Raw genomic sequence first — 25,345 nt, 5'->3', positions numbered from 1 at the left:
AATGGCAAAATTAGTATTTATCCGTCACGGACAAAGTGAATGGAACTTAGAGAACCTTTTCACAGGTTGGGTTGACGTCAACTTGAGTGAACAAGGCGAACGTGAAGCTAAGGAAGCTGGCCGCAAGTTAAAAGAAGCTGGTATCGAATTTGATCAAGCTTACACATCTGTTTTAACACGTGCCATCAAGACTTTGCACTTCGCACTTGAAGAATCAGGCCAATTATGGATCCCTGAAACAAAATCATGGCGCTTAAACGAACGTCACTACGGTGCATTACAAGGCAAGAATAAAGCTGATGCAGCTGAAAAATACGGTGACGAACAAGTTCACATCTGGCGTCGTTCTTACGACGTATTGCCTCCATTATTGGATGCAAACGATGAAGGTTCTGCAGCAAACGATCGTCGTTACGCAGAATTAGACCCACGTATCATCCCTGGCGGTGAAAACTTGAAGGTTACTTTGGAACGTGTTATCCCATTCTGGGAAGACAACATCGCTCCAGACTTGTTGGATGGCAAGAACGTTATCGTTGCTGCACACGGTAACTCATTACGTGCCTTGACAAAATACATTGAAAACATCTCTGATGAAGACATCATGGACGTTGAAATGGCAACAGGTCAACCAGTTGTTTATGAATTGGATGACAACTTGAACATTGTCTCCAAAGAAAAGCTTTAAGATAAAGCCTTTCGGTAAAAAGAAGCGTGATCTCCGAGCGAGACCACGCTTTTTTGTTAGCTTATTTATCAGCAAAATACTGTTTTACTTTAGGGACGACTTCTTTGCCGTAGATCTCGATCGCTTGCATGACATCTTCATGAGGCATGGAAGCGACAGGTAAATGGAGATAGAAGCGAGTTAGACCTAAAGTCTAGATCATCTTGATGATCTTATTAGCTACCATATTAGCATCACCGACGAAAATAGCCCCTTCATAGTTGATACTTTCAAGATATTTTTCGTATGATAGGCCGGCCCAATGAGGCCGTTCTTGACTGATCGTGTCGGTCAAAAATTTAGTCGGGTAGAAGTAATCCTTGATCGCTTTTTCGCGGTCATGAGCTAACCAGCCCCCAAGAATGCGCAGCTATCGACATCTTAGTGAGATCTTTGCCAGTTTTTTCAGCGACAGCACAGTAGAGTTTTGTCAATGGTTGGAAATCTTTAAACTTGCCCCCGATAGTTGCGTAGACGATCGGAAGGCCCATTTCAGCTGCCCGGATCGTAGAATCGATACTACCACCAGTAGCTAAAGCAATCGGTAATGGTCTTTTTGAGCGAGGATAGATACCTTTATGATCGATCTTAGGTGTAAATTTTCCTTTAGGCCAGTCTAAGATCTCATTTTCGTTGATCTTTAGTAACATATCTAGTTTTTCTTTAAAAAGATCATCATAATCTGCCAGATCATAGCCAAAAAGCTCAAAGGCTTCGGTAAAAGAACCACGTCCAGCCATGATCTCGATCCGGCCAGGGGCAACCGCATCGATCGAGGCATATTGTTCGTAAACTCTGATCGGATCGATCGTCGGTAAGTTAGTAGTGGCACTGGAAAGATGGATCTGTTTTGTCCGCGCTGCAGCCATTGCTAAAATGATCTCTGGAGCTGAAACGGCGAAGTCCTTGCGGTGGTGTTCAACAACTGCAAAAGCATCGATCCCAAGTTTATCTGCCAGTTCAACTTCTTCTAACAAGTCCCGGATCCGCTCATCATGGCTGATGGCTTGCCCAGTTTTTTCAAGTGGAGTCGTTTCACCAAAAGTAGAGATACCTAATTCAATTTGCATAAGAAATATCCTTCCTTCTTTCTTTAGTTTATATATAAACTTATTTTTTGTAAGCAAATAATAACATGTGTTTTAACATTTGGCAATAGTTGCGAGAAGTGGTAGAAATACTGAAGCAAATTAGCTATTCTTAGAAAATTGCTTGGTAAAGTTCTAGATGTTACTTATGTAGCGAGTAAATAGCCTATAAAAAAGCGTGATCTCCGGGTGAGACCACGCTTTTTTATATCACACCACTAAAGAAATAGATCACCGTAGCTAAGATCATTAGCAATAATCCGATCATACTGAGGGGATGTCTATTATCTCTTTCAAAGTAGTTAGTTAGTATTGTGAGCAGTACTAAAAATTCTGGGAAGAAATCATATTTGTGTAGTAAAAGATGTGTGGCTAAAAAGATGAACAACAATAGCAACTGGAAGACCAGTAAGAAGCGCGAACGCATGTGTATTCCCCCTAGACTTTCTCTCTACTTTAATTATAACCGAGGAAATATCTAAAATAAAAAATCGTGATCCAAATAGATTACGATCAAAATTACAATAACAGTACAAATAAAAAGCACAGCACCCAAGCGGTACCGTATAAAGCATAGTCGAGGCGCATTCTTTCTTGATTTAAACTGCACCAAGAAAGAGCTTGGAAGACCAAGCCGACTAATGCTAAAACAGAAAGCAATAAAAATAATATATTACTGTTGGACGAATTTTTGAGTAGTTGTTCAAATAGCAGTAATACTAGCCAAAAAAGATTGAAGATCAAGAGATAAGTCCGTGTTTTACTGAGCAAAAAAAGCCACTTCTTTTCTAAATTTATTCTTAATTTCATTATACAGCAAGCAAGAATATTCGTAGTAAAAAACGCCTTTCAATGAGCTGAAAGGCGTTTGGTCGATCATTCAGAAATAACGAGCATTGATTTGATCGTTTTGCGATTTTGCATATCTTTGTAAGCTTGATCGATATCATCCAAGCTATAAGTTTGGGTAAAGACCCGGCCTGGATCGATATCACCATCGAGAACAGCCTTTAATAAGATCTGCTTATCATATGTCGTCACGGAAGCAGAACCCCCACCGATCGTAATATTTTGGGCAAACGTTGAGCCTAAAGGTCGGTTGTTATAGTGGGGTACACCGACATAACCGATGCGCCCACCGTTGTGTAAAACTCCAAGTGCTTGTTCGATCGAAGCTTCAGTCCCGACACATTCAAGGGCAGCATCTGCCCCGCCACCTAAGATCTCGCGAACTTTGGCGATCCCTTCTGGCCCACGTTCGGCAACAACTGCAGTCGCACCAGATGCTAGAGCCATTTCTTGGCGGTCTTTGTGGCGACTCATGAGGACGATCTGTGAAGCCCCGCGCATTTTAGCTGCGATCACAGCACATTGTCCGACCGCGCCATCACCGATCACGACTACTTTATCGCCGGGTTTGACATCGGCCACGCGCGCAGCATGGTAACCTGTTGGCATGACATCAGCCAAAGTCAACAATGATTTTAGCATACCTTCAGTATAATCAGCTGGCTTGCCAGGGATCTTGATCAAAGCCCAGTTACCGTAGTGGAAACGAACGTATTCGGCTTGGAAACCACTTGACCAATTGCTGTAGCCGGGATGGTTATCACAAGTACCATCAAAGCCAGCGCGACAAGCATCGCAGTGACCGCAGCCATGAGTAAATGGAACGATCACGAAATCGCCAGGCTTGACCGTAGTGATCGCCGAACCGATCTCTTCAACGATCCCTAAAGCTTCGTGCCCACTATTTTCTGAGTGAGCTGCTTTATCGTCGCCGTGAGCATATGACCAAAGATCTGAGCCACAAACACACGCCCGTACGACTTTGATGATCACATCATCATCCCGCTCGAGGCTTGGCTTTTCGACCTCTTCGATGATCATTTGACCTGCTTTTTCAAAAATTGCGCTTTTCATGAAATCTACCCCTTTCGTCTTATCGCTAACATTATAAAATATTGTCCACAAGGTATCCAATACTTAGTTTCGATAATTAGTTATGCAAAGGAGGAATAGCTCGTTGTTGTTTCCATTTGAAAAATTTTGTCCAGAAAAATAAGAAAAGTAGATAGGGGATAAGTGAATACTGGGAGAGATAGAGCGTTACTTCTTGTTCATCAGGTGTGATAAAACTTTCAACATGTAAACCTAATACAGTCGTGAGCTTGGCATTTCCCTTGATCAAGAACATTTCGATGATAAAATCTATGATAAAAAGATAGATAAACATTTCTGTTCCACGGATGATATAATTTTTAAAATTCGCAGCCATTGCCTTATGCTCCTTTCTAAGTTGATCATATCATGTAAACGCTAACGATGATAGCTAAAAATAACAATTGATGCCGTGGTCACAAAAGACTTGGCGATACTCTTGGAGCTCTTCGGGATGTAAGGCTTTGACATCTTCAAATTCATACTTGCGTCCTAGAAGTTGATATTTATTTTCACCGAATTGATGGAATGGGAGCAGTTGAACATCAGTGATCTGATGCTCATTGAATAATTGTGCGAAATGTTTGGCGTCAGTCAATGAGTCGTTGAAGCCAGGGATCACCGGAATGCGTAAAACGATCTGCTTGTGATGGGCAAAAGCATACTGGATATTTTGAATGATCAAGTTATTTTGGACACCCGTTACTTGGCGATGTTTGAGCGTATTGTAGTGCTTAAGATCGGTGTAGATGAAGTCAACGTATTCGATGAGTTCCGCAAATTTCTGGGGCTCCACATAGGCGGTCGTTTCGATCGCAGTGTGGAGCCCTTTTGCTTTCGCTTGTTGCAAGATGCTTTTGGCAAAGTGGAATTGTGCAAAGATCTCGCCACCTGAAAGGGTAAGGCCACCGCCAGATTCTTCATAGAAATCGATATCTTTTAGGACTTCGGCGATGATCTCGTCTACAGTCCTTTCTTCGCCGATCGTCGTTTGTTTTTTAGTTTGTGCATCGAGGATCGATTCGGGGCGCCGACGTTGTGATTCAGGATTGGCACACCAAGGGCAACGCAAAGGACAACCCTTTAAAAAGACTGTCGTGCGGATCCCCGGGCCATCATGGAGCGAAAAATGTTGAATATTAAAAATGATACCACGGTCAGTAACAACCATTATTAACACCTCACTTGCTTTTTTCTTTATCATAGCAATAAAACGAAAATATTTCAATTACGAACGAAAGAAAATAGAGTTTTACTTTTTAGCAGAATCGATTAAAATAGAATTTGGGGTGAAGTTAATGGAACGTTTAGATAAGATCATAAAATTAGTTTCAAAAGAGCGAAAAGTCGATGTTAATACGCTGTCCGAGACATTAGGGGTTTCGAAGGTCACGATCAGAAAAGATCTAGATAAACTTGAAGCAAAGGGATTATTGCATCGAGAGCATGGCTATGCGGTCTTAAATAGTGGCGATGACATCAATGTTAGATTGTCATTTCACTACGATGTCAAAAAAAAGATCGCACAAAAAGCGGCTGAATTAGTCAACGATAATGAAACGATCATCATCGAGTCGGGGTCGACGTGTGCGTTATTGGCAGAGGAGATCTGTCGGACTAAGCGGGGCGTGACGATCTTGACCAACTCTTATTTTATCGCCGACTATGTTAAGCGCTATGACTCGTGTAAGATCGTTTTACTCGGGGGCGAATATCAAAAGAACTCACAGGTGACGGTGGGCCCACTAGTCAAAGAGATGATCAGATTGTTTCACGTGCAACTTGCATTTATCGGTACCGATGGCTTTGCTGAAGCGGTCGGCTTTACCGGTAAGGATCTGATGCGCACCGAAGTCGTTCATGCGATGGCTGAAGTTGCCGATGAAGTCGTGATCTTGACCGATTCATCGAAGTTCTTGCAACGTGGAACAGTTGGTCAATTTACCCCTGACCAGATCAGTGGTGTTATTACGGATAAGAATATCAGTGCAACTAAAGAAGCGTATCTCCTGCAAAATCAAGTCAAAGTAACCAAAGTCTAAGTAAAGCGTGCGATCATGGATAACAAGAGATCTATTACGATGCGATAATACGTATTGTAATAGATCTCTTGTTGTTTATAGCTCGGATTTTTACGTCTAAAATAGGGAAAACATTTGTATTTTTTCTAATAACATGCTATGTTTATTACGAAAGAAAGTTTATGATTTTCAAACGAAAGGGAGGCGCGAAAGATGACACTTGAACTACTTACCCAAAAATACACCAATGAGACACAACAAAATTCGCAAAAGCACTTTGGTTATTTAACACCGCGAATGTATAAATATCGCAATAAAGTTTTAGATAAAAAGCCGTATATTGATGCACAACGAGCACTTTTGGTGACAGAAAGCTACCAAAAACATCAAGCTAAGCCAAATGTTTTGAAAAGAGCTTATATGCTCCAAAATATTTTAGAGAACATGTCGATCTATATCGATGATGAGACTATGATCGTGGGTAATCAAGCTTCTAGTGATAAGGATGCTCCGATATTTCCTGAGTACACTTTGGAGTTTGTTTTAGCTGAACTTGATCTGTTCGAAAAACGTGATGGGGATGTTTTTTATATCACTGAAGAGACTAAAGAGCAGTTGCGTGCGCTTGCGCCTTTCTGGGAGGATAATACGTTACGGGCGCGAGCGGGGACCATGTTACCCCAAGAAGTTCAAGTTTATATGGAAACGGGCTTCTTTGGGATGGAAGGTAAGATGAACTCGGGCGATGCGCATTTAGCGGTCAATTATCAAAAATTACTAACTGAGGGTCTGCGTGGCTTTGAAGAAAAAACCAAGCAAGCTAAGGCCAAACTTGATCTGACGGTACCGGAAAACATTGATAAATATCATTTTTATGATGCGATCTTGATCACGATCTCGGCAGTCAAAAATTATGCCCAACGTTTTGCTGATCTAGCGCGCAAACAAGCCAAAGATGCGTCGGCTGCTCGGAAAGCAGAGTTGTTAGAGATCGCAGCGATCTGTGAAACTGTTCCCTATGAACCAGCCCAAACATTTGCGCAAGCGATCCAAGCGGTTTGGTTTATCCAATGTATCCTTCAGATCGAATCGAATGGTCATTCGTTATCATATGGAAGATTTGATCAATACATGTATCCTTATGTTAAAGCTGATCTTGAGGCAGGGCGCGAGACTGAAGCTTCGATCGTTGAGCGCTTGACCAATTTGTGGATCAAGACGTTGACGATCAATAAGGTTCGAAGCCAAGCCCATACTTTTTCTTCGGCAGGAAGTCCGCTCTATCAAAATGTGACGATCGGTGGGCAGACACGCCAAAAAGAAGATGCTGTCAATCCGTTGTCATTTATGGTGCTCAGATCAGTTGCTCAAACACACCTGCCACAGCCTAATTTGACGGTCCGCTATCATGCCGGGTTAGATCCAGAATTTATGAATGAAGCGATCGAAGTGATGAAACTTGGCTTTGGGATGCCGGCTTTCAACAACGATGAGATCATTATCCCATCCTTTATCCAAAAAGGTGTCAGCGTGGAAGATGCGTATGATTACAGTGCAATCGGCTGTGTCGAGACCGCTGTTCCTGGAAAATGGGGCTATCGTTGCACTGGGATGAGTTATATGAATTTTCCTAAAGTCCTGTTGATCGCGATGAATGGGGGGATCGACCCAGTTTCTGGTAAGCGCTTCACTCCAAACTATGGATATTTTCCTGAGATGCAGTCATTTGAAGAATTGACCACTGCCTTTGATGAGACCTTGCGCTATTTGACTAAGATGAGTGTGATCGTCGAAAATGCGATCGATCTAAGTCTTGAAAGGGAAGTGCCAGATATTTTGTGCTCGGCTTTGACTGATGATTGTATCGGGCGGGGCAAGCATCTAAAAGAAGGGGGCGCAGTCTATGACTATATCTCAGGGCTTCAAGTAGGGATCGCTAATCTAGCTGATTCACTAGCGGCAGTCAAAAAGTTGGTCTTTAGCGAAGAACGTTTGACACCAGCAGAGTTGTGGCATGCGTTGCAGACTGATTATGCTGGTGAAGAGGGTGAAAGGATCCGGCAGATGTTGATCAATGAAGCGCCTAAGTATGGTAATGACGATGATTATGCTGACAAATTAGTGACGGCTGCCTATGATGTATATATCGAAGAGATCGCTAAATATCCTAATACGCGCTATGGACGGGGTCCGATCGGTGGTATTCGGTATTCAGGAACGTCTTCGATCTCGGCTAATGTCGGGCAAGGGCGTGGCACTTTGGCGACACCGGATGGCCGCCATGCAGGGACGCCTTTAGCGGAAGGGTGTTCACCATCACATAATATGGATCAAAAAGGTCCGACTTCGGTTTTGAAATCGATCGCTAAATTACCAACGCATGAGATCGTTGGGGGCGTGCTGTTGAATCAAAAAGTCAACCCCCAGACTTTGGCTAAAGAAGAGGACAAGCAGAAGTTGATCGCATTATTGCGGACATTTTTCAATCGGTTACATGGATACCATATCCAGTACAATGTGGTCTCAAAAGAAACCTTGCTCGATGCCCAAAAGCATCCCGAAGAGCACCGTGATCTGATCGTCAGAGTGGCGGGATATTCCGCCTTTTTCAATGTTTTATCTAAGGCAACGCAAGATGATATCATTGCCCGAACTGAACATGCATTATAGAAAGAAGGCCGACAAATGGAATTTATGTTAGATACAGTAAATCTAGCGGAGATAAAAAAATGGGCGCAGATCTTGCCCCTAGCAGGGGTGACTTCTAATCCGACCATCATTAAACGTGAAGGAGAGTTGGATTTTTTTGAACATTTGAAAAAAGTTCGTGAGCTCATCGGCCCGCAACCGAGCCTACATGTCCAAGTTGTAGCTAAGGACACTGCAGGGATGGTTGCGGAAGCTAAGAAATTGCAAGCAGAACTTGGAGGCAACCTCTATATCAAGATCCCGGTCACCCAAGAAGGCTTAGTAGCGATCAAACAGCTAAAGCAAGCGGACTTTAAGGTCACTGCAACTGCGATCTATACGACGATGCAAGGACTTTTAGCGTTGGAAGCCGGAGCCGATTATTTAGCCCCGTATTACAATCGCATGGAGAATTTAGATACTGATCCGGTGGCACTGATCGCACAGTTAGCCAGTGCGCGGGAAAAAAGCACGCAAAAGGGCAAGATCTTAGCGGCTAGTTTTAAAAATGCCAGCCAAGTGACTAAAGCACTGGGGGCAGGTGCTCAAGCCGTGACTGCAGGCAGTGATATCTATGCCGCCAGTTTAGCTGATCCTGCGATCGCTAAAGCAGTATCTGATTTTGCCATCGATTGGAAGACGAGCCAGAAACGCGCGGGAATATAGGAAAAAACATTAGCGCATCTCCAAAAGGTTTGTTAAAATAACAGATGAAGTTTTCGCGTATAAGGGTCCAGCAGAACTAATTAGTTTTGCTGGACCCTTATTTTTTTATCTAAGAGAGAAAGTTTTTTATGGATTTTTACATGCGCTTACCCCGAAATCACCGGGAATTTGTTTTATTTTTGTTGATCGTGTCGTTGATCTCAGTGAACTTGATCACTCCTTTGATCAGCATGTTTGAGTTAGGCTTTAGCTTTGAAGTCTGGCAAAATACGTTAAGAGTATTACCATTTATCTGGCTAGCAGTGGTGAGCTTAGTTATTTTGACACAAAAACCATCCGGCAAGCTCAAGGACTTGATCGTGCATCCAAAAGACAGTTTTCGGTCACAGATCACGATCAATATATTATGCAACGTCTTTTTGATGTCGTTTTTCATAACTTTGATCGGAGCTTGGATCGGTGAAGGGGCGATCCATTGGGCCCCAGTGAGTGAATTTTTTGGTAAATGGCCTCGCAATTTTAGCATAGCTTTTCTCGTTGAAGCAATTATCGCCCAACCGATCGCACGCCAAGTTTTATACCGCTATCATTTGAAAAAAGAGACCTTTGAATAGTTTCTATTAGGAAATAGCATATATTTTGGGTTTGATATCTATATTTTTTGGTATACCAATTTAAATATATATTGGTTGACAGAAGAATTTTGTTGCGCTATATTTAGTCTTGTTACTTGATGTAACTAACTTCTATGAGATTTGAAAATAATAATTAAGGTATATACCAATTTTAAAATGCGAGGTATTGAATTATGTGTGGTATCGTTGGCGTAACAGGCAATGAAAATGCAACAGATATTTTATTAGATGGATTACAACAATTAGAATACCGTGGCTATGACTCAGCCGGTATCTATGTAAATGACCAACAAGGTGATGGCTTTTTAGTTAAGGAAAAAGGCCGGATCGCTGATCTCCGTGCTTTAGTTGGACCAGAAGTCAAGGGTTCGACTGGGATCGGGCATACACGTTGGGCAACACACGGGGTCCCAAGTGTTAAGAATGCTCATCCCCACGTTTCAGCCGATGGACGTTTCTTCTTAGTTCATAACGGTGTGATCGGTAACTTTAGTCAATTGCGTGATGAATACTTGGCTGATGTTGAATTAAAGAGTGACACAGATACAGAGATCATCGTGCAATTGATCGGTAAGTTTGCTGATGAAGGTATGGATACTTTGGCTGCTTTCCGCAAAGTCTTGGGCTTAGTTGATGAAAGCTCATCTTACTCATTCTTGTTGATGGATAAAGACCAACCAAGCAAGTTATTTGTAGCTAAAAACAAGAGCCCATTGTTACTTGGTGTGGGCGATGGCTTCAACGTTGTTTGTTCTGATGCCACTGCAATGCTTGAACAAACGCATGATTTCATCGAATTGATGGATGGTGAAGTCGTGGTAGTTGAACCAGATAAGATCCAGATCATGGATCCAGCTGGCAATGCTGTCGAACGTGAACCATTCCATATCGATATGGATCCACAAGCCGCTAAAAAAGGTGCTTATCCATACTACATGTTAAAAGAGATCGACGAACAACCAGGCGTGATGCGCACTTTGATCCAAGAATACTTTAATGAAGACGGCTCAGTTAAGATCGATCAAGAACTATTGGATGCTTTATCCAAGGCAGATCGGTTATACATCGTGGCCGCTGGGACAAGTTACCATGCTGGTTTAGTCGGGAAAGAATTGTTTGAAAAATTAGTTCATATTCCAACTGAAATTCATGTGGCCTCTGAATTTGCTTACAACCCACCATTGTTGTCTGAAAAACCATTCTTCATCTTCTTGACACAAAGTGGGGAAACCGCTGATAGTCGCCAAGTGTTGACTCAAGTTAATGAATGGGGTTATCCAAGTTTGACGATCACAAACGTGGCTAACTCAACGCTTTCACGTGAAGCAACTTATACTTTATTGTTACACGCTGGTCCTGAGATCGCTGTTGCTTCAACTAAAGCTTACACCGCTCAGATCGCTTTAGAGGCAATCTTGGTCAAAGCTTACGGTGAAGCTAAGGACATCAAGGCTGCTAAGGACTTTGATGTTGCGGTTGAATTGACGAAAGTTGCTAACGGGATGCAAGAATTAGTTGATGAAAAAGGTGACATTGAAAAGGTCGCTCAAGATATGTTTGCGACAACACGCAATGCGTTCTATATCGGCCGTGGTGTTGACTATGCGTTAGCGCAAGAAGCTGCTTTGAAGTTAAAAGAAGTTTCTTATGTTCAAACTGAAGGTTTTGCTTCGGGTGAATTAAAGCACGGCACGATCGCCTTGATCGAAGAAGGCACACCAGTCGTAGCGATCATCACCGATCCTAAGACAGCTGCGCATACACGAAGCAATGCGCAAGAAGTTATCGCGCGTGGTGCAAATGTCTTATTCATCTCCAGCCGTGATGTAGCTGCTGAAGGTGATCAGATCATCTTACCAGAAGTTGATCCATTGTTATCACCACTTGTTTCAGTCGTACCAACACAATTGTTGGCTTACTATGTAAGTTTACAACGTGGTTACGATGTGGATAAGCCACGTAACTTGGCTAAGAGCGTGACTGTTGAATAAAATTTTGATCTGGTCAAAGTCTGTTCATGTTTAGGAGCAGGCTTTTTTGTTGTGTTTTTTAAGTATTAGGCTTAACTTATGGACGGGGTGAAAGTTAGTGGGAAATATATTTTAGGGGATATTTATATGCAAAATAAATACGCTGTTTTGAGTTATCAAGGTCTATCGGGGCTTTATGCTTTAGGCTTGAGCTTGTGGACAGGGACGATCTATCTTTACATGCAACAAGTCGGTTATAGTTATGGTCAGATCAATTTATTTTTAGCCCTTTTTTGGTTGGTGACTTGTGTAGCTGAGATCCCGTCAGGCTTTTTAGCGGATAAATTTGGTGCCTTAAAAATGACCTTTTGGAGTGCGCTTTTTCGTGGAAGTGGACTTTTGCTCTTGGCAATATTTGATAAACATCTAGTGGTTTTGATTTTGAGTGCTATTTTGACAGCACTTGGTGATTCGTTGTATTCAGGGACGTTGACTTCCTGGATCGTCGAACGGACTAAGAATTCAGAGCTTGATCAAGGAAAGTTATTTTCACATAACTATATGTTAGTCAGTTTGGTGAGTTTTGTAGGCGGTTATCTGGAGGCGGATCAATTAGGGAATATCGAATTGCGCTTACCACTTATCAGTGGGGCGGTGATCCTGTACGTAGTTGGGCTTGTTTCTTTGAGTTTAGTGCGCTTTGATACAGCACCTAAACCACCTGAGCCACTCCGCTTTACATTTGAGCGTCAGATTTGGCAAAAAAAGCGACCATTACTTGAGACCTTGATCTTATTTTTACCACTGACATTCATAACGGTCGGACCTTATAATCAGTGGCAGCTTTACTTTCAGCGTGGACCTGAGATCAAGACGGGGCTGATCTTAGTGGGAATCAATTTAGCGGGGATGTTGGGTGCTTTTGCCTTTAACTGGAGCGCAAAACTTTCTTGGAAGACCGAACAGCTTTTCTTGGCACATGTGGTCGCACTTTGTTTGAGTGTATGGCTCCTTATCTATAGTAGTTATTATCTAGCTTTAGCTTTCATGTGGTTGCATGTAGCGCTATGTGAGTCGACTGAGGTCTTGCAAACTAAGCTATTGCATGAAAAGATAACCGATGATCTCCGAACGACTTGGGTGTCGGGCAATAATACTTTAGAAGCATTGGTGACGACAGTAGCTCTAGCCTTGAATGGATTTTTAGCGGATCACTTTGGCTTAGCCTTAGCTTGGGGTGTTGGTGCTTTGTTGGGGTTGTTGGCTACAGTGGGATGGGCTTTTTGGCAGCGTTGGAACCATTGAACTGGATTTTTGGTTGAACACAATAGATATGGTGTGTTAAATTGTTCTCGAGGTGAAAATTATGGATAAAAAATTAGAAAATGCCCATAACCTATATTTACGTGGTATTCGTGACGGAGAGATCACAGAGGTATTAACACAGTACATGGGGGAGACCTATACGCAACACAGTACCGGTGTCTCTGACGGTAAAGAAGGATTTGCTCAATTTTTTACTGATTTTTTTAAGCGTAATCCGAAGCGTGATATCCAAGTTGTCCGAAGTTTTAGTGATGGTAACTATGTCTTCATGCAAGTTTAGCAAAATCTAAATGATGGTGCTGCTAAATGGGTCACAGCTGATATCTTTCGTGCTGATGAAAGTGAGCGAATAGTGGAGCATTGGGATGTGATCGAAGCTTATAAGGACGGCGGTAAACATGATCAAGTTTTTGGGAGCGAGGATTTTGAGGACCTAGATAAGACAGAAGAAAATAAAAAGCGAGTCCGCTTATTTTTAGTCGAAGTATTGCAGAACCATGCTACAGAAAAATTTTCGGAATATGTAGCTGATGATATTATTTCGCATCAACATGAGATCGCCGACGGAAGTAGTGCTTATCAAGAATATTTGCAAGAAAATAACGTTGAATATGATTTTATTTTTAAGGTTATCGGACATGGTAATTACGTTGTGGCCTATTCCCAAGCATTGATCAATTCTAGAGCTTACGCTGTTTTTGACATTTTCCGTTTACAAGCTGGAAAAATCGTTGAACGTTATGCGGTCACTGAACCGATCCCGGCTAAAACAGAATTAACTAATTCAGGCAAATTTTAAATATATTTGCAGGTAATAGATGTCTAGTGGTTACTAGGCGTCTATTTTTATTTAGGAAAGTTTAAAGGGACTTAACTTTATGATAAGATATTTATTTGTATTGCTTATATAGAATTATTTTTTTGTAAAGGATAAGATAACGTGTTTTGTAGATTGTGCGGGACAGAAAATCCCGATGACAGTAAGTTTTGTATCAAGTGTGGCAAAGAGTTGATCCCAGTTGAACAAAAAGCAGATGCGGTGGAGGATGTTAAAGAAATTGAACTAACTTCACAACCAGTAGCGGGTCTGTTAAGTTCAACTAAATTGATGTTAAAAGATATTTTCCGGTATGGTAAATGTATGAGCCGGGCTGATTATTGGTATGGTGTCCTAGGAATGGCATTGTTGACGCTGGCTGTATTTATCGGACTTTGGGCTTGTAATATTGCACTCAGATACTTTAATGGTATTGGTCAATATAGGATCGCCCAAGCACTTGTGAATTTTATTATTTTTGTTGCCGTCACAGCAATTATTGCACTATTTTTATTAAATCTTTCGGCCACTGTTCGACGTTTGCATGATATCGGCATGGATGGGGCTTGGGTCTTATTGCAATTTATCCCAGTCGGAAACATTATCGTACTAGTATTTATGTGCCAGCCTACCGCTATGGAAAATAATCGCTATCGCCAAGAAAAACAAAGTCAATTTGGTAAAAAAATTTATGGTATCAAAGGCCTAGTTCCGGTGATCGTACTCTGTCTAGGGCTACTTGGGACTTCATTGCTGTGGGGGCTAGCTAATAGCAACAGTACGACCGATGATGATATGGAAAGCACCGAATTATACTATAACAGTAACGATGATGATGATGATTATTAGAGATGAGGTTTAACGGTGAAAAATAACAACAATAAGATTTTTGCAGGGATAACAGTAGTACTTGTATTTATCGCATTATTAGTTTTTGGGATCTCTGAGTTGAGTGCTCTAGGACAGTCTCATCACAAATATCCAGCTAAAAGTGAGCATAAAGTTGCTAGTTCAAGTTTTACAAGTTCAATGAGTTCGACTTCTGAAAGCTCAAGTGAAACTAGCTCAAGTAGTAGTGCTAGTCATGTAAGTAGTTCAAGCGTTGAAACGGCTACAGCAACCCAAAGTTCAGCTAGTGAAACTCCAAGTGTAGCGACGAGTTCAAGTGAAGTGATCGATCCACGACCTGAACAAGGTGAAACACCAGTGACTTACGCTTATCAAGCGCCAGATCCAGTGCAAAACACTCAAACGGTCTATGTTAATGCCAGCATTCCTGGACGCTATCACTTAGATCCTAATTGCCGTGGTTTACAACGCCATGGTGGTGGGACGCCAATGTCGCTTACAGAAGCCCAAAGGCAAGGTTACCAAGTCGAATGTGCGTATGAACGCTATGGAAATTAGTGCACAATTTGTTATATTTAGCTAGAAAGTTCATAATAAAAGGTGCATATTTTTAAAAGGATGGCGAATGCGGATGACAAAGACAGTATATTTTGCAGCTGGGTGGTTTACACCAAAGCAAAACGCAGCCTATGAACAAGTAATGGCAGCGATCAAGAAAAACAAGACGATAAATGATGCGGACAGTTATGTTCCTTTGGCGCATCAATATAAAGGTTTACGCGTGGATGAACATCCTGAATTACTAGAAGATAAAGAATGGCAAACGGCAACGTTCAATGGGGACTGTGTCGGGATCAAGAGTTCAGATATCTTCTTATGTACTTATCTACCGGATGAAGAAGACATCGGTTGTGGGGTCGAGTTAGGCTTAGCCAAAGGGTTAGGCAAATATATCGTGTTGGTGATCCCCGATGAAGATTACGGCAAGCCAATCAACTTGATGAGTTGGGGCGTTGCTGATACAGTCATCAAAGTCTCTGAGCTAGCTGATTTTGATTTCAATAAACCATACTACAACTTCTATGAAGGGGCAGTATATTAGAATAACAATGACCACTCTGTTTTCAGGGTGGTTTTTATTTGGACAAAACAAGCTCAATTTTTAGGAAAAGGCCTCTAGATATGGTTAAATAAGAGTAAAAAGGAGATTTGTATGAAAGATGAGGTAAAGTGGCACCAGAAAAATTTATTGCGCCAAGTTAATCTTTTTTTGGGACTTTATACGATCGGTGGGACGGTATTTGCGTATCTATGTGCCCAAGAACCGATCTTGATCTTTTTCCTCATATTCCTGATCCCCCTAGGTGTTATTTGTATGCTGGGGTTGTTGATCGGCTTATTGCTCCAAATGCGTAAAATAGAGAAGGTTGCTGTTGACAAAACGGCTTATCGTACCTGGAATACTAAAGTGGCCAAGTTACTGTTAAGTTGGATCATTATATTTATCGTCGGCATCGCCGGTGGTATCCAACTGGGAAAATATACGGTCTTACGCCAAGAAAACTCCTTGATCGTGCCGTTACAAAAAGAATTGACGCAAAAATATCACCAAGCTGGCTTTATGGGCGATATCAAGGTTACCAAAGTCGGTAGAGATCGGACCGAGGCTGGAAGCGGATATTATGGTAGTTACACCTATACCGAAAAATTAGAGCCTGGAAAAACTTATCAAAAAAAGCTGTGGGTAAATTTCAAGCCGTCCGAGCTAGAGCAGATCGATATCGGGACTAAAGCATTGCGAAAAGGCGAATTAGATAGTCGATATCAGCGTTCTACCGAAAGCTTAGTGGCGCTAAAAGAAAGTGCAGCCCAACAACAGCCAGCTGTTAAAGTAGAATTGAAACAGATCAAACAGCAGTTTAAAACACTGTTTCCCAAAGAAAAGATCACTAATATCGGAGTTTGCATGTATCCCTTTGAAGAAACTGATCCTAAGTTCCAAAAAGTAGCGGCTGTGATCGCTAAAAATCAGCAAAAAAAATTGCCTTTGGGTGGTTACTATAATTTGGATATCCCACAATTTGTCAAAGAGGGGCTATATTACTACTATGTTGATATCGCAACTCAAGATCCATATGCTTTTAATACTGATAGTTTGCGAGAACTTTCTTATGTTGGCTTGCCGGATGGAAATTACCGCCTGCGCTTTGAAGCTGAGTCTCCGTATGCTGAAAATGGGCTTGAACTGCAGCTCCAAAATGGCGAGATCGTCAAGCTAGAATCAACAAAATATACAGAATAGGGCTAACTAGATAGTTAGCCCTATTTTGTATATCATTGGATTTTAACTACAGTAGTTGTGATAGCTGCAAGCGTGCCTATTATAGAACAGCAAATATTGAACAAAAGATCACTCACCTTACTTAGTTCCACCTTCATTGTCGGCTTCACCACTGGCCCAGACTTTAGTTGCATAGATCGAGTTAAAGAGCAGGGCTGCTTGCAAGGCAACTTGGGAGAGATAGGCACCTAAAGAGCCGATATCAGTGGCACCGGTCATGACTTGGATGCTTAGGATCGACCAGTAGAGGATATTGGCAAGATTGACCACGATCCAAAGCGACCAGTTTTCTTGGTATTTCAAGATGTAGAGTAGTTGAGCGATGAAACTGACGACAAAATTGATCGAATCAAAATACGGTAGTTGTCCATGTAACAAAGCTAAGATCCACCAGCCGATGAGCCAAGCGACAAAAGCCCCAACAAAGAGTTTTTTGCGACTAGCAGGCGAAAAACGATGCGTTGCTTGGTCGTGGCCCCACATGAACCAGCCGATGGGTTGCGAGATGACATAGAAGATGTCCATTGCAAATGAACCATAGGCATGACTGATCCAAGCGACATAAGTCATGGCTAGACACTGGATCGTCCCAAAGATAAAGGCAATCTTGCGTCCTTTCATCCCGTAAACCAGTGATAACGTACCTGTGACCCCCGAGATCATACCGATCAAGCTATCGGGGACGATCCAAAAGACGGCTAGTTGGATCAAGATCAAAATGCTGACATAGGTAACTTCAAATTTCTTCCAATTGGTAAATAATTGCTTATAAAGCCAAGTGTTTGTCATAGTGATCACCTTCCTTTAAGAATATGATAAAACAATCACGTTGATAATTCACGTTCTTTGTCTTGGGGGAAAGTTTTTGCTAAGATCGAGGTAGCAATATTAGTCTGGAGGGATTTTTTTGAAAAATTATAATTGGGCAACTTTAGGCTGTGGTGTGATCGCAAATGAATTAGCACAAGCCATGGCAGCTCACGGGCGTACTTTATATGGTGTGGCTAATCGAACACACAGTAAGGCAGTTGATTTTGCCAAAAAATATGGGGTCACTAAGGTCTATGATCAGATCGAAGACATCTTCAGTGATCCTGAAGTCGATATCATCTATATTTCGACCCCACACAACACTCACATCAAATATTTACGTCAAGCTTTAGCTGCGGGCAAACATGTGCTCTGTGAAAAATCGATCACATTGAATGCAGCTGAACTGACAGAAGCTAAGCAACTGGCAGAAAAAAATAATGTGATCTTGGCTGAAGCGATGACGTTGTACCATATGCCGATCTATAAAGAATTAGCCGAAGTGATCGCAAGCGGTCGTTTGGGTGAATTGCGCATGCTACAGTTGAACTTTGGGAGCTACAAAGACTATGATATGACCAATCGCTTCTTTAACCCAGAGTTGGCAGGAGGAGCTTTGTTAGATATCGGGGTCTACGCTTTGTCCTTTGCGCGCTGGTTCATGTCGCAAAAACCCGATAAAGTTGCATCCCAAGTCAAATTAGCTCCCAGCGGTGTCGACGAGCAAGCGGGTATCTTATTGCAAAATGAAGCGAGTGAAATGGCGACACTGGCTTTGACGTTGCACGCTAAGCAACCAAAACGCGGGATGGTCGCTTTTGATAAGGGATATATCGAGATCTATGAGTATCCGCGGGGCCAAAAAGCAACGATCACTTATACCGCTGATGGTGGCCAAGAGGTGATCGAAAGTGGAGCAACTGCAGATGCCTTGTTCTATGAGGTGACTGATATGGAACAAGCCGTTTCTGGGGGCCAAAATGTGATGCACTTAGATTATTCGACCGATGTGATGGAGATCATGACCGAGCTTAGAAGAGATTGGGGTCTAGTGTATCCCGAAGAAAAATAAGATTTTCCTTTTACATTTAACAAACTAGTATTATAATAGTAGTTGTTCTCGGGATGTAGCTCAGTTTGGTAGAGCACCACGTTCGGGACGTGGGGGTCGCAGGTTCAAATCCTGTCATCCCGATCAATTACTAGTTAGAGTCGTACCTATACAGGACGGCTCTTTTTGTTTCAAAGGGGGAATCATAATAAAGCGCTCAGTTTGTCTTTTGCTAATCGGGGCTTTTGTCCTCGGGGTCAGTGGGTGTAGCTATCACGTGACGTGGGGCAAAAACGGTGTCACGGTGGCAGTCGTGCCTGCTAAAAAAGCGAGCTCGGTCAAAGATAAAGTGGTTTCGTCAACAACTAGTCACAGTAGTTCGGCTAAGCATTATACTAAAGCCGATACTAAAGAAGAGCTCGACCAGATCACGGCTGAGCTATTGGCGCCGTACGAGCAAAGAGGTTACACCAAGGAAAAAAGGTTTACGGGGACGAAGACACAGTATGCTAAATGGGAAAGAGATCCGACTAGCCCGACCGCTAAATATGCTGATCAAGCGATCTCAGTTGACCAGGCTAAAGGAACGGGCGCTCAGTTCGTATATTTTTGCCCAGCTAAACATGTTGTGTGGGCAGTGATCTTCACGGCAGATAAATAAAGGAAATTTTAAATCATCAGCCCTAGAAATTAGCACTAATTCATTGCCAACCATGGTGGATAACGTTTATAATTATAGTCAAAGTTAGTCAAACAGATTGAGGATAGTTTTATGCAAAATCGCAATATTTCCGATATAATCGAACGATATTTAAAGAGTATTCTTGCTGAAGCTTCCCAAGTTGAGATCAAACGTTCTGAAGTCGCAGACCAATTTGACTGCGTACCTTCGCAGATCAATTACGTGATCAAGACGCGTTTTACTTTGCAAAATGGCTATTTAGTCGAGAGTAAGCGGGGCGGAGGTGGGTATATTCGGATCGCCAAGGTCGATTTGATCAGTGACCCGGATATTTTAGATGAATTGATCGAGTACGTTGGGACCAGTATCAGCGAGACCAAGGCATTTCAGATCATTCAAACGCTCTATGAAAATGAGCTATTGACACATAAAGAAGCACATTTAGTAGCGACTGCGATCGAGAAAAGCACGCTAGCACTATCCGACAATGAGTTAGAAGAGGCGATCCGTGCCAAGATCTTGAATCGCATTTTAAATCGTCTGCGTTGTGCTGATCAATAATAGAAAGAAGGGGATCTTATGGATTCAACATCTTACACACCGAGTGCTAACCAAGTCTTGTTACTTGCACAAGAACAAGCTAACTACTTCAAGCACCAAGCGATCGGGACCGAACATTTATTGTTAGCCCTTGTTTTGGAGGAAAATGGTGTTGCCGGTCAAGTTTTAAGGCAAAACCTCGTAAGTAGTGTCGATATCAAAGAAGAGATCGAGCGGCTCGCAGGGTATGGGACTTTGCGCCGTCAAGCACCAGATAGTTATTTACCATATTCACCAAAATCCAAGGCTGTCTTAAATGATGCCTTGCGCCAAGCGATGATGATGGGTTCGTCTAAGATCGGGACCGAACATTTATTATTGGCACTATTAAATGATGAAAATATTTTATCTTCGCGGATCTTGTACAGTTTACAAGTCGATACTCGGCGGTTGCGGCAGTTGTTGTTGCGCCAATTGGGCATGACTGACCGCCAACGTCAACGTTTAGCTAAGCAAGCCAGTGAAGCGCAAAAACGTTCTAAGACAGAAACGCTAGATGGTTTAGCCCGTGATATGACGGCGATCGCACAAAATGAAGACACCGATCCCGTTATCGGGCGCACCAGTGAAGTCAAGCGTGTGATCCAAGTTTTAAGTCGCCGGACGAAAAACAATCCAGTATTACTAGGCGAACCTGGTGTGGGTAAGACAGCGGTCGCAGAAGGCTTAGCCCAAGCGATCGTCAACGGGGATGTCCCTGAGAATTTGGCGAAGAAACGCTTGATGATGCTCGATATGGGCTCGCTTGTAGCTGGTACCAAATACCGAGGCGAATTCGAAGACCGTCTAAAGAAGATCTTAGAAGAAGTCTACCGTGATGGCAATGTGATCTTGTTTATCGATGAGATGCATACTTTGATCGGTGCTGGTGGGGCTGAAGGTGCGATCGATGCCTCCAATATCTTAAAACCTGCTCTAGCGCGGGGTGAAGTGCAAGTCATCGGAGCGACGACATTAGATGAATATCAAAAATACGTTGAATCTGATCCTGCGTTAGAACGGCGCTTTGCGACAGTCATGGTCGATGAACCTGACCAACAAGCGACCCTTGAGATCTTGAAAGGTGTCCGTTCCCGCTATGAAAAGCACCATAAAGTCAAGATCGATGATGATGCTTTAGATGCAGCCGTCAAATTGAGTTCGCGCTATATCACGAAGCGCTTCTTGCCAGATAAGGCGATCGATCTGATGGACGAAGCAGCAGCGCGGTTGCGGATCATGAGTGCTGAAAAGAGCAGTCAGTTATCTAAAGCCAAAGCTAAGCTAAAAGAAGTTAGTGATAGCTATGATGAAGAGATCTTACACGAAAACTTCGATGACGCGGCTAAATTGCGCAAAGAAGTGTTGAAATTAAAAGAAAAAGTTGAAAAACTCACAGCTAAACAAGCCGAAGAAGAAGCTAAAGGCGAGTTTAAAGCTGTGGTGACCCAAGAAGATGTGGCCGCTGTCGTTTCAGAATGGACTGGCGTGCCCGTTACCCAATTGACGAAGACTGAAAGTCAACGGCTGGTCGGCTTAGAGAAGATCTTGCACCAGCGTGTGGTCGGCCAAGATGAGGCTATCAGTTCGATTGCTAAAGCTATTCGCCGTTCGCGCAGTGGTTTGAGCGACCCGACCCGTCCGATCGGTTCATTTATGTTCTTAGGACCTACTGGTGTCGGGAAAACTGAGTTAGCTAAAGCCTTGGCTGAAGCAATGTTTGGCTCAGAAGATGCGATGATCCGGGTCGACATGAGTGAGTATATGGAAAAATACTCCACTAGTCGTTTAGTCGGTGCTCCTCCAGGATATGTCGGCTATGATGAAGGTGGGCAATTATCCGAAAAGGTCCGCAATAAGCCATATTCAGTCGTCTTGCTCGATGAAGTGGAAAAAGCCCACCCAGATGTGTTCAACATCTTATTGCAAGTTTTAGATGATGGTTATTTGACCGATTCTAAGGGCCGCAAAGTTAACTTTAGAAATACGATCATCATCATGACCTCTAACTTAGGGGCAACAGCCTTGCGGGACGAAAAATCCGTTGGGTTTGGCGCCGGTAATGTGGTCGATGACTACGCTGCAATGTCAGCTAAGATCAGAGAATCGCTCAAGAAGAGCTTTAGACCTGAATTCTTGAACCGGATCGATGAGATCGTCATCTTCCACTCACTTGAAAAAGATGAGTTGCACCAGATCGTGAAGTTGATGGCTAAAGATATTATCGCACGGGTAGCTGAACGCAATGTGAACTTGAAGATCACGCCAGCTGCGATCGATGTGGTAGCTAAAGCTGGATTCGATCCAGAATACGGGGCTCGTCCGATCAGACGTGCCTTGCAAAATGAGATCGAAGACCGCTTGAGTGAAGCCTTATTAGAAGGCAAGATCGTCACCGGTTCGACCGTCACGATCGGAGCTAAGAAGGGCAAGATCACTTTGAACGTCAAAGATCCAAAAGTTGAAACAGCAAAAGAAAAAGTGAATAATTAAGAGCTAAAAAAGCATTTTGCCAATATCATTATGAGAGTGGCGAAATGCTTTTTTTGTTAATCAGTTGTAAGTTCAAGTAAATTCCCTTCAGGATCTTGAATGACAGCTTCATAGTAGCCATCACCAGTTGTGCGTGGACCATTCAAAAGTGGGAAACCGGCGGCTAAGAATTTTTCAACGTAGGCATCCACATCGGCTTTAGTACCGACGGATAGTGCAATGTGCGTATATCCAAGACTATCGGCGACTCGTGGGCTGAGGTGCTGTTTTGACATCAATTCTAGACGACTACCCGAATCAAAGTTGATAAAATACGAGTGAAACCCCGTTTTTTTATTATGATAAAGTTCAGTACTAGTTCCCGCAAAATAAGTTTCATAGAATTCTTTCATCTTTTCTAAGTCCCTTACCCAAATGGAAATATGTTCGATCTTCATTTAGTTTCATCTCTTTCGATACTATAATATTCTAAGTATATCTGATGGATAGAGTTGCCAGTCAAGTTTTTAGCTATATTCATTGAGTTGTAATTTAGCTGGGGAAAACTATAATTAAGTGCAACACTAAGGGGAAAGTCGGGTGTGCTTAATGGATCGTCGAATTATTTTACTAACGCAATTTATTTTGAGTTTTGGTGGGGGAATGTCCAATATCGCATTGCTGACACTGATCACTAAGTGGTTCGTGTCAGCTAATTATGTGGGACTGTATTCTTTTTGCTTATTTGTGCCACGGGTCTTACTGGCAACATACATTGGTGGTCAAGTCGATCGCTCTAAGGATCTGAAACGAACGCTTTTATCTTCAATGGGCTGGACAGCGCTTTTCATGTTGATCATGACAAGTAGTGTTATTTTAGAGATCAAACATTTTTGGTGGCTCGTCATGTGGGCGCTCTTTTATGAAATCGCCAGCAGTTACTACTATCCATGTTTGACCAAGCTTTTGGTGGTGCTTTTTGAACGTTCTGAGTTGAGTAAGTTGAATGCTTCACTGAGTACAGCTGTCACAAGCGCAAATTTGTTTTCCGGTTCAGTCGTGACGGTAGCGATAGGTTTTGTCAGCTTGGGTGTCTTTTTAGCGATCGATTTGAGCCTATATTTAGTAGGTCTGGTGTTATTTTTTGCATTGAAAGTTGAAACCAAACCTTCTGCAGAAACGCTAAGCGAGCCACCAGTTAGTTTGTGGAACGGGGTCAAGGTCGTTAAGCGATTATTGGGAGAGAATTACTATTTAGCTCCAATTTTTTACATCGCCTTGATCTTTAATATCGTTTTAGCACCTCAAAGCGTGTATTTTGCCGAATTAGCCAATAATGTTTTCCATGATTTGAAATTACTGGGGCTGTGCAACACGCTGTTTGTCAGTGGTTTTTTACTGGGATCGTTGTTCTATCGTGTAGTTGATGTCCGACTAAAGACCCATGAATATATCATTTGGGCTTTAGTCTTGGTGCCGTTAGCCTTTGGTCTGATCGGCGCTCCAGCGAGATGGTCGGTCTATGGAGGGATCGTGTTGTTGGGCTTTGCGATCCCACTGTATAACATTTCGACCCGGCTCATTTTGCAGACAAAAGTAAGCAAAGAGACGGTGGCGACGGTCTCAAATAGCTACCATGCACTGTTGAATGCGACGCAACCGATAGGACTCTTGGGCTTTCCCTACTTGATATCTCTGTGGGGGATCGGTAGCGTTCTGTTAGGTAGTGCTGCTTTGTTAGGGTTATTGACACTAGGTGTGGTGATCTCAAAACAAATCAGTGCTGAATTGGATATATAGTAAAAAAATGGCGTTGTAAGTTAGAACTTTTCTAGCTTACAGCACCATTGTAGTTATAGAGGGATTATTTTAGTTCGACGACCGTATCAGCGATCTGATCGATGAAATTTTGATCGTGTTCGATCACTAAAAGGGCAGGCTTGGTTTCTTGCAATAAAGCCAGGAGTGGTTAACTGTTACCAAAAACATAGAATAATGTGTTATAACAAACCATGGAAAGAAGTAAAAATGTGAGTGGTTATCATGACAATGTTAAAACCGAAAGAAATGGCTGAACGTTTAGGTGTTACAGTCAGAACTTTGCAAATTTAGGATAGTAAAGGTGTGTTAAAAGCATATCGGACTCCCACCAATCGAAGATATTATACTGAAGAACAATATTTAAACTATATTGGTAAATCAGAGTCCAACAAGCGCAAAGTAGTCGCCTATGCTAGAGTATCAACAAATAGTCAAAGAGATGATTTAAAAAATCAAATTGACTTTATTAGGCAATACGTTAACGCTAAAGGCGTTGTTTTAGATGAAACAATTACTGATGTTGGCAGTGGGCTTAACTACAATCGAAAAAAGTGGAATAAATTGCTAGAAGAAGTAATGAATAATCAGATTGATACGATTTACATTACTTATAAAGATAGATTTATTCGTTTTGGTTATGAGTGGTTTGAACGATTATGTAAAATACACAATACTAAGATTGTGGTATTGAATAATGTTGAAACTAGTCCAACGCAAGAAATGATTGATGATATGGTGAGTATTGTACACGCATTTTCCTGTCGTTTATATGGTTTACGTAAATATAAGCATAAACTAGAAAACGACAGATCTTTGAAAGGTGGTGAAAATAATGGTGTTAAGGACCCAAAAAGTTAGACT

At 42.2% G+C, this 25,345-nt stretch carries 24 protein-coding genes, 1 tRNA gene and 3 pseudogenes; 19 read left to right on the top strand and 9 right to left on the bottom strand.

The annotated features are described in order from the left end of the window. Position 1: 1 nt before the first annotated feature. Positions 2–688: a 2,3-diphosphoglycerate-dependent phosphoglycerate mutase gene (locus ABT996_RS06745; protein WP_035448552.1), complete on the top strand. Its 687-nt coding sequence runs from the start codon at positions 2–4 to the stop codon at positions 686–688. A gap of 61 nt (positions 689–749) precedes the next feature. Here ABT996_RS06745 and ABT996_RS06740 read toward each other — a convergent pair. From ABT996_RS06740 to ABT996_RS06715, 6 genes and pseudogenes are all read right to left on the bottom strand, one after another. Beyond that, a pseudogene (locus ABT996_RS06740) lies at positions 750–1,797 on the bottom strand (LLM class flavin-dependent oxidoreductase). Between the two features lie 223 nt (positions 1,798–2,020). After that, a complete protein-coding gene (locus tag ABT996_RS06735; protein WP_010688239.1) occupies positions 2,021–2,242 on the bottom strand; it encodes a hypothetical protein in 222 nt (73 codons plus the stop codon). A 92-nt stretch (positions 2,243–2,334) separates the two neighbouring features. Beyond that, the gene (locus ABT996_RS06730) at positions 2,335–2,586 is read right to left on the bottom strand and encodes a hypothetical protein (protein WP_010688238.1); all 252 of its coding nucleotides are present in this window, start codon (positions 2,584–2,586) and stop codon (positions 2,335–2,337) included. A gap of 105 nt (positions 2,587–2,691) precedes the next feature. Continuing rightward, complete coding sequence (locus ABT996_RS06725; RefSeq protein ID WP_035448550.1) at positions 2,692–3,738, bottom strand: alcohol dehydrogenase catalytic domain-containing protein; 1,047 nt, start codon at positions 3,736–3,738, stop codon at positions 2,692–2,694. A gap of 76 nt (positions 3,739–3,814) precedes the next feature. Beyond that, positions 3,815–4,093 (bottom strand): hypothetical protein, encoded by a 279-nt coding sequence (locus tag ABT996_RS06720; RefSeq protein WP_035448548.1) that lies wholly within the window; start codon positions 4,091–4,093, stop codon positions 3,815–3,817. 54 nt (positions 4,094–4,147) lie between these two features. Further along, positions 4,148–4,927 carry a glycyl-radical enzyme activating protein gene (locus ABT996_RS06715; protein WP_035448546.1) on the bottom strand — a complete coding sequence of 260 codons (780 nt, stop codon included), beginning with the start codon at positions 4,925–4,927 and terminating at the stop codon, positions 4,148–4,150. Between the two features lie 127 nt (positions 4,928–5,054). On the opposite strand from ABT996_RS06715, the gene ABT996_RS06710 reads away from it, so the two are divergent. The 11 genes and pseudogenes from ABT996_RS06710 to ABT996_RS06660 all read left to right on the top strand — a co-directional run bounded on the left by ABT996_RS06710 (position 5,055) and on the right by ABT996_RS06660 (position 17,030). Continuing rightward, the gene (locus ABT996_RS06710) at positions 5,055–5,798 is read left to right on the top strand and encodes a DeoR/GlpR family DNA-binding transcription regulator (RefSeq protein WP_010688234.1); all 744 of its coding nucleotides are present in this window, start codon (positions 5,055–5,057) and stop codon (positions 5,796–5,798) included. 192 nt (positions 5,799–5,990) lie between these two features. Beyond that, positions 5,991–8,447: a glycyl radical protein gene (locus ABT996_RS06705; protein ID WP_035448544.1), complete on the top strand. Its 2,457-nt coding sequence runs from the start codon at positions 5,991–5,993 to the stop codon at positions 8,445–8,447. Between the two features lie 15 nt (positions 8,448–8,462). After that, positions 8,463–9,131, top strand: a complete 669-nt coding sequence (locus tag ABT996_RS06700; RefSeq protein ID WP_010688232.1) for a fructose-6-phosphate aldolase — start codon at positions 8,463–8,465, stop codon at positions 9,129–9,131. A 128-nt stretch (positions 9,132–9,259) separates the two neighbouring features. Beyond that, a complete protein-coding gene (locus ABT996_RS06695) occupies positions 9,260–9,745 on the top strand; it encodes a DUF2798 domain-containing protein (protein WP_035448542.1) in 486 nt (161 codons plus the stop codon). A gap of 194 nt (positions 9,746–9,939) precedes the next feature. Continuing rightward, complete coding sequence (gene glmS, locus ABT996_RS06690; RefSeq protein ID WP_035448540.1) at positions 9,940–11,757, top strand: glutamine--fructose-6-phosphate transaminase (isomerizing); 1,818 nt, start codon at positions 9,940–9,942, stop codon at positions 11,755–11,757. Positions 11,758–11,883: 126 nt separating this feature from the next. Beyond that, complete coding sequence (locus tag ABT996_RS06685) at positions 11,884–13,041, top strand: MFS transporter (protein WP_035448538.1); 1,158 nt, start codon at positions 11,884–11,886, stop codon at positions 13,039–13,041. Positions 13,042–13,102: 61 nt separating this feature from the next. After that, positions 13,103–13,861: pseudogene (locus ABT996_RS06680) on the top strand (nuclear transport factor 2 family protein). A 141-nt stretch (positions 13,862–14,002) separates the two neighbouring features. Continuing rightward, the gene (locus tag ABT996_RS06675) at positions 14,003–14,728 is read left to right on the top strand and encodes a DUF805 domain-containing protein (RefSeq protein WP_035448537.1); all 726 of its coding nucleotides are present in this window, start codon (positions 14,003–14,005) and stop codon (positions 14,726–14,728) included. Between the two features lie 15 nt (positions 14,729–14,743). Then, positions 14,744–15,286 (top strand): hypothetical protein, encoded by a 543-nt coding sequence (locus tag ABT996_RS06670; protein ID WP_035448535.1) that lies wholly within the window; start codon positions 14,744–14,746, stop codon positions 15,284–15,286. Between the two features lie 67 nt (positions 15,287–15,353). Beyond that, positions 15,354–15,830 (top strand): nucleoside 2-deoxyribosyltransferase, encoded by a 477-nt coding sequence (locus ABT996_RS06665; RefSeq protein ID WP_010688224.1) that lies wholly within the window; start codon positions 15,354–15,356, stop codon positions 15,828–15,830. Positions 15,831–15,941: 111 nt separating this feature from the next. Then, a complete protein-coding gene (locus ABT996_RS06660; protein WP_035448533.1) occupies positions 15,942–17,030 on the top strand; it encodes a hypothetical protein in 1,089 nt (362 codons plus the stop codon). Between the two features lie 117 nt (positions 17,031–17,147). On the opposite strand, the gene pnuC is transcribed toward ABT996_RS06660, so the two are convergent. Then, positions 17,148–17,858, bottom strand: coding sequence for a nicotinamide riboside transporter PnuC (gene pnuC, locus ABT996_RS06655; protein WP_035448531.1), 711 nt, complete (start codon positions 17,856–17,858; stop codon positions 17,148–17,150). A 112-nt stretch (positions 17,859–17,970) separates the two neighbouring features. Between pnuC and ABT996_RS06650 the strand changes: the two genes are divergently transcribed. The 5 genes from ABT996_RS06650 to ABT996_RS06630 all read left to right on the top strand — a co-directional run bounded on the left by ABT996_RS06650 (position 17,971) and on the right by ABT996_RS06630 (position 22,684). Then, on the top strand, positions 17,971–18,951 hold the full coding sequence (locus ABT996_RS06650; protein WP_180978434.1) for a Gfo/Idh/MocA family protein: 981 nt from the start codon (positions 17,971–17,973) through the stop codon (positions 18,949–18,951). 49 nt (positions 18,952–19,000) lie between these two features. Next, positions 19,001–19,074 (top strand) — tRNA-Pro (locus ABT996_RS06645). A 133-nt stretch (positions 19,075–19,207) separates the two neighbouring features. After that, on the top strand, positions 19,208–19,591 hold the full coding sequence (locus tag ABT996_RS06640; protein WP_035448688.1) for a hypothetical protein: 384 nt from the start codon (positions 19,208–19,210) through the stop codon (positions 19,589–19,591). Between the two features lie 111 nt (positions 19,592–19,702). Further along, positions 19,703–20,173, top strand: coding sequence for a CtsR family transcriptional regulator (locus ABT996_RS06635; protein ID WP_010688220.1), 471 nt, complete (start codon positions 19,703–19,705; stop codon positions 20,171–20,173). Positions 20,174–20,191: 18 nt separating this feature from the next. Continuing rightward, a complete protein-coding gene (locus ABT996_RS06630) occupies positions 20,192–22,684 on the top strand; it encodes an ATP-dependent Clp protease ATP-binding subunit (protein ID WP_035448528.1) in 2,493 nt (830 codons plus the stop codon). Between the two features lie 56 nt (positions 22,685–22,740). Here the strand turns inward: ABT996_RS06630 and ABT996_RS06625 are convergent, their stop codons facing one another. Beyond that, positions 22,741–23,121 (bottom strand): VOC family protein, encoded by a 381-nt coding sequence (locus tag ABT996_RS06625; protein WP_035448526.1) that lies wholly within the window; start codon positions 23,119–23,121, stop codon positions 22,741–22,743. 151 nt (positions 23,122–23,272) lie between these two features. Between ABT996_RS06625 and ABT996_RS06620 the strand changes: the two genes are divergently transcribed. After that, entirely contained in the window at positions 23,273–24,463 is a 1,191-nt protein-coding gene (locus ABT996_RS06620) for an MFS transporter (protein ID WP_081797082.1), read from the top strand. A gap of 64 nt (positions 24,464–24,527) precedes the next feature. Here ABT996_RS06620 and ABT996_RS06615 read toward each other — a convergent pair whose 3' ends face one another. Then, complete coding sequence (locus ABT996_RS06615) at positions 24,528–24,617, bottom strand: P-loop NTPase family protein (RefSeq protein ID WP_080634446.1); 90 nt, start codon at positions 24,615–24,617, stop codon at positions 24,528–24,530. A gap of 89 nt (positions 24,618–24,706) precedes the next feature. Here ABT996_RS06615 and ABT996_RS06610 point away from each other — a divergent pair. After that, positions 24,707–25,342: pseudogene (locus ABT996_RS06610) on the top strand (IS607 family transposase). The last annotated feature ends 3 nt before the right edge of the window (positions 25,343–25,345 follow it).

The organism is Ligilactobacillus sp. RTP31139st1_D10_RTP31139_211217, from assembly GCF_040226755.1.
GTDB classification, from domain to species: Bacteria; Bacillota; Bacilli; order Lactobacillales; family Lactobacillaceae; genus Ligilactobacillus; species Ligilactobacillus animalis.
The sequence above is the reverse complement of the archived record's forward strand: the minus strand, read 5'-3'. Positions and strand labels throughout refer to the sequence as shown.

Coding starts and splice junctions, on each gene's coding strand:
- ABT996_RS06635 (WP_010688220.1), top strand. CDS start 19,703: ATGCAAAATCGCAATATTTCCGATATAATCGAACGATATTTAAAGAGT.
- ABT996_RS06725 (WP_035448550.1), bottom strand. CDS start 3,738: ATGAAAAGCGCAATTTTTGAAAAAGCAGGTCAAATGATCATCGAAGAG.
- ABT996_RS06705 (WP_035448544.1), top strand. CDS start 5,991: ATGACACTTGAACTACTTACCCAAAAATACACCAATGAGACACAACAA.
- ABT996_RS06625 (WP_035448526.1), bottom strand. CDS start 23,121: ATGAAGATCGAACATATTTCCATTTGGGTAAGGGACTTAGAAAAGATG.
- ABT996_RS06710 (WP_010688234.1), top strand. CDS start 5,055: ATGGAACGTTTAGATAAGATCATAAAATTAGTTTCAAAAGAGCGAAAA.
- ABT996_RS06715 (WP_035448546.1), bottom strand. CDS start 4,927: ATGGTTGTTACTGACCGTGGTATCATTTTTAATATTCAACATTTTTCG.
- ABT996_RS06685 (WP_035448538.1), top strand. CDS start 11,884: ATGCAAAATAAATACGCTGTTTTGAGTTATCAAGGTCTATCGGGGCTT.
- ABT996_RS06745 (WP_035448552.1), top strand. CDS start 2: ATGGCAAAATTAGTATTTATCCGTCACGGACAAAGTGAATGGAACTTA.
- ABT996_RS06695 (WP_035448542.1), top strand. CDS start 9,260: ATGGATTTTTACATGCGCTTACCCCGAAATCACCGGGAATTTGTTTTA.
- pnuC (WP_035448531.1), bottom strand. CDS start 17,858: ATGACAAACACTTGGCTTTATAAGCAATTATTTACCAATTGGAAGAAA.
- ABT996_RS06620 (WP_081797082.1), top strand. CDS start 23,273: ATGGATCGTCGAATTATTTTACTAACGCAATTTATTTTGAGTTTTGGT.
- ABT996_RS06660 (WP_035448533.1), top strand. CDS start 15,942: ATGAAAGATGAGGTAAAGTGGCACCAGAAAAATTTATTGCGCCAAGTT.
- ABT996_RS06700 (WP_010688232.1), top strand. CDS start 8,463: ATGGAATTTATGTTAGATACAGTAAATCTAGCGGAGATAAAAAAATGG.
- ABT996_RS06665 (WP_010688224.1), top strand. CDS start 15,354: ATGCGGATGACAAAGACAGTATATTTTGCAGCTGGGTGGTTTACACCA.
- ABT996_RS06735 (WP_010688239.1), bottom strand. CDS start 2,242: ATGCGTTCGCGCTTCTTACTGGTCTTCCAGTTGCTATTGTTGTTCATC.
- glmS (WP_035448540.1), top strand. CDS start 9,940: ATGTGTGGTATCGTTGGCGTAACAGGCAATGAAAATGCAACAGATATT.
- ABT996_RS06720 (WP_035448548.1), bottom strand. CDS start 4,093: ATGGCTGCGAATTTTAAAAATTATATCATCCGTGGAACAGAAATGTTT.
- ABT996_RS06630 (WP_035448528.1), top strand. CDS start 20,192: ATGGATTCAACATCTTACACACCGAGTGCTAACCAAGTCTTGTTACTT.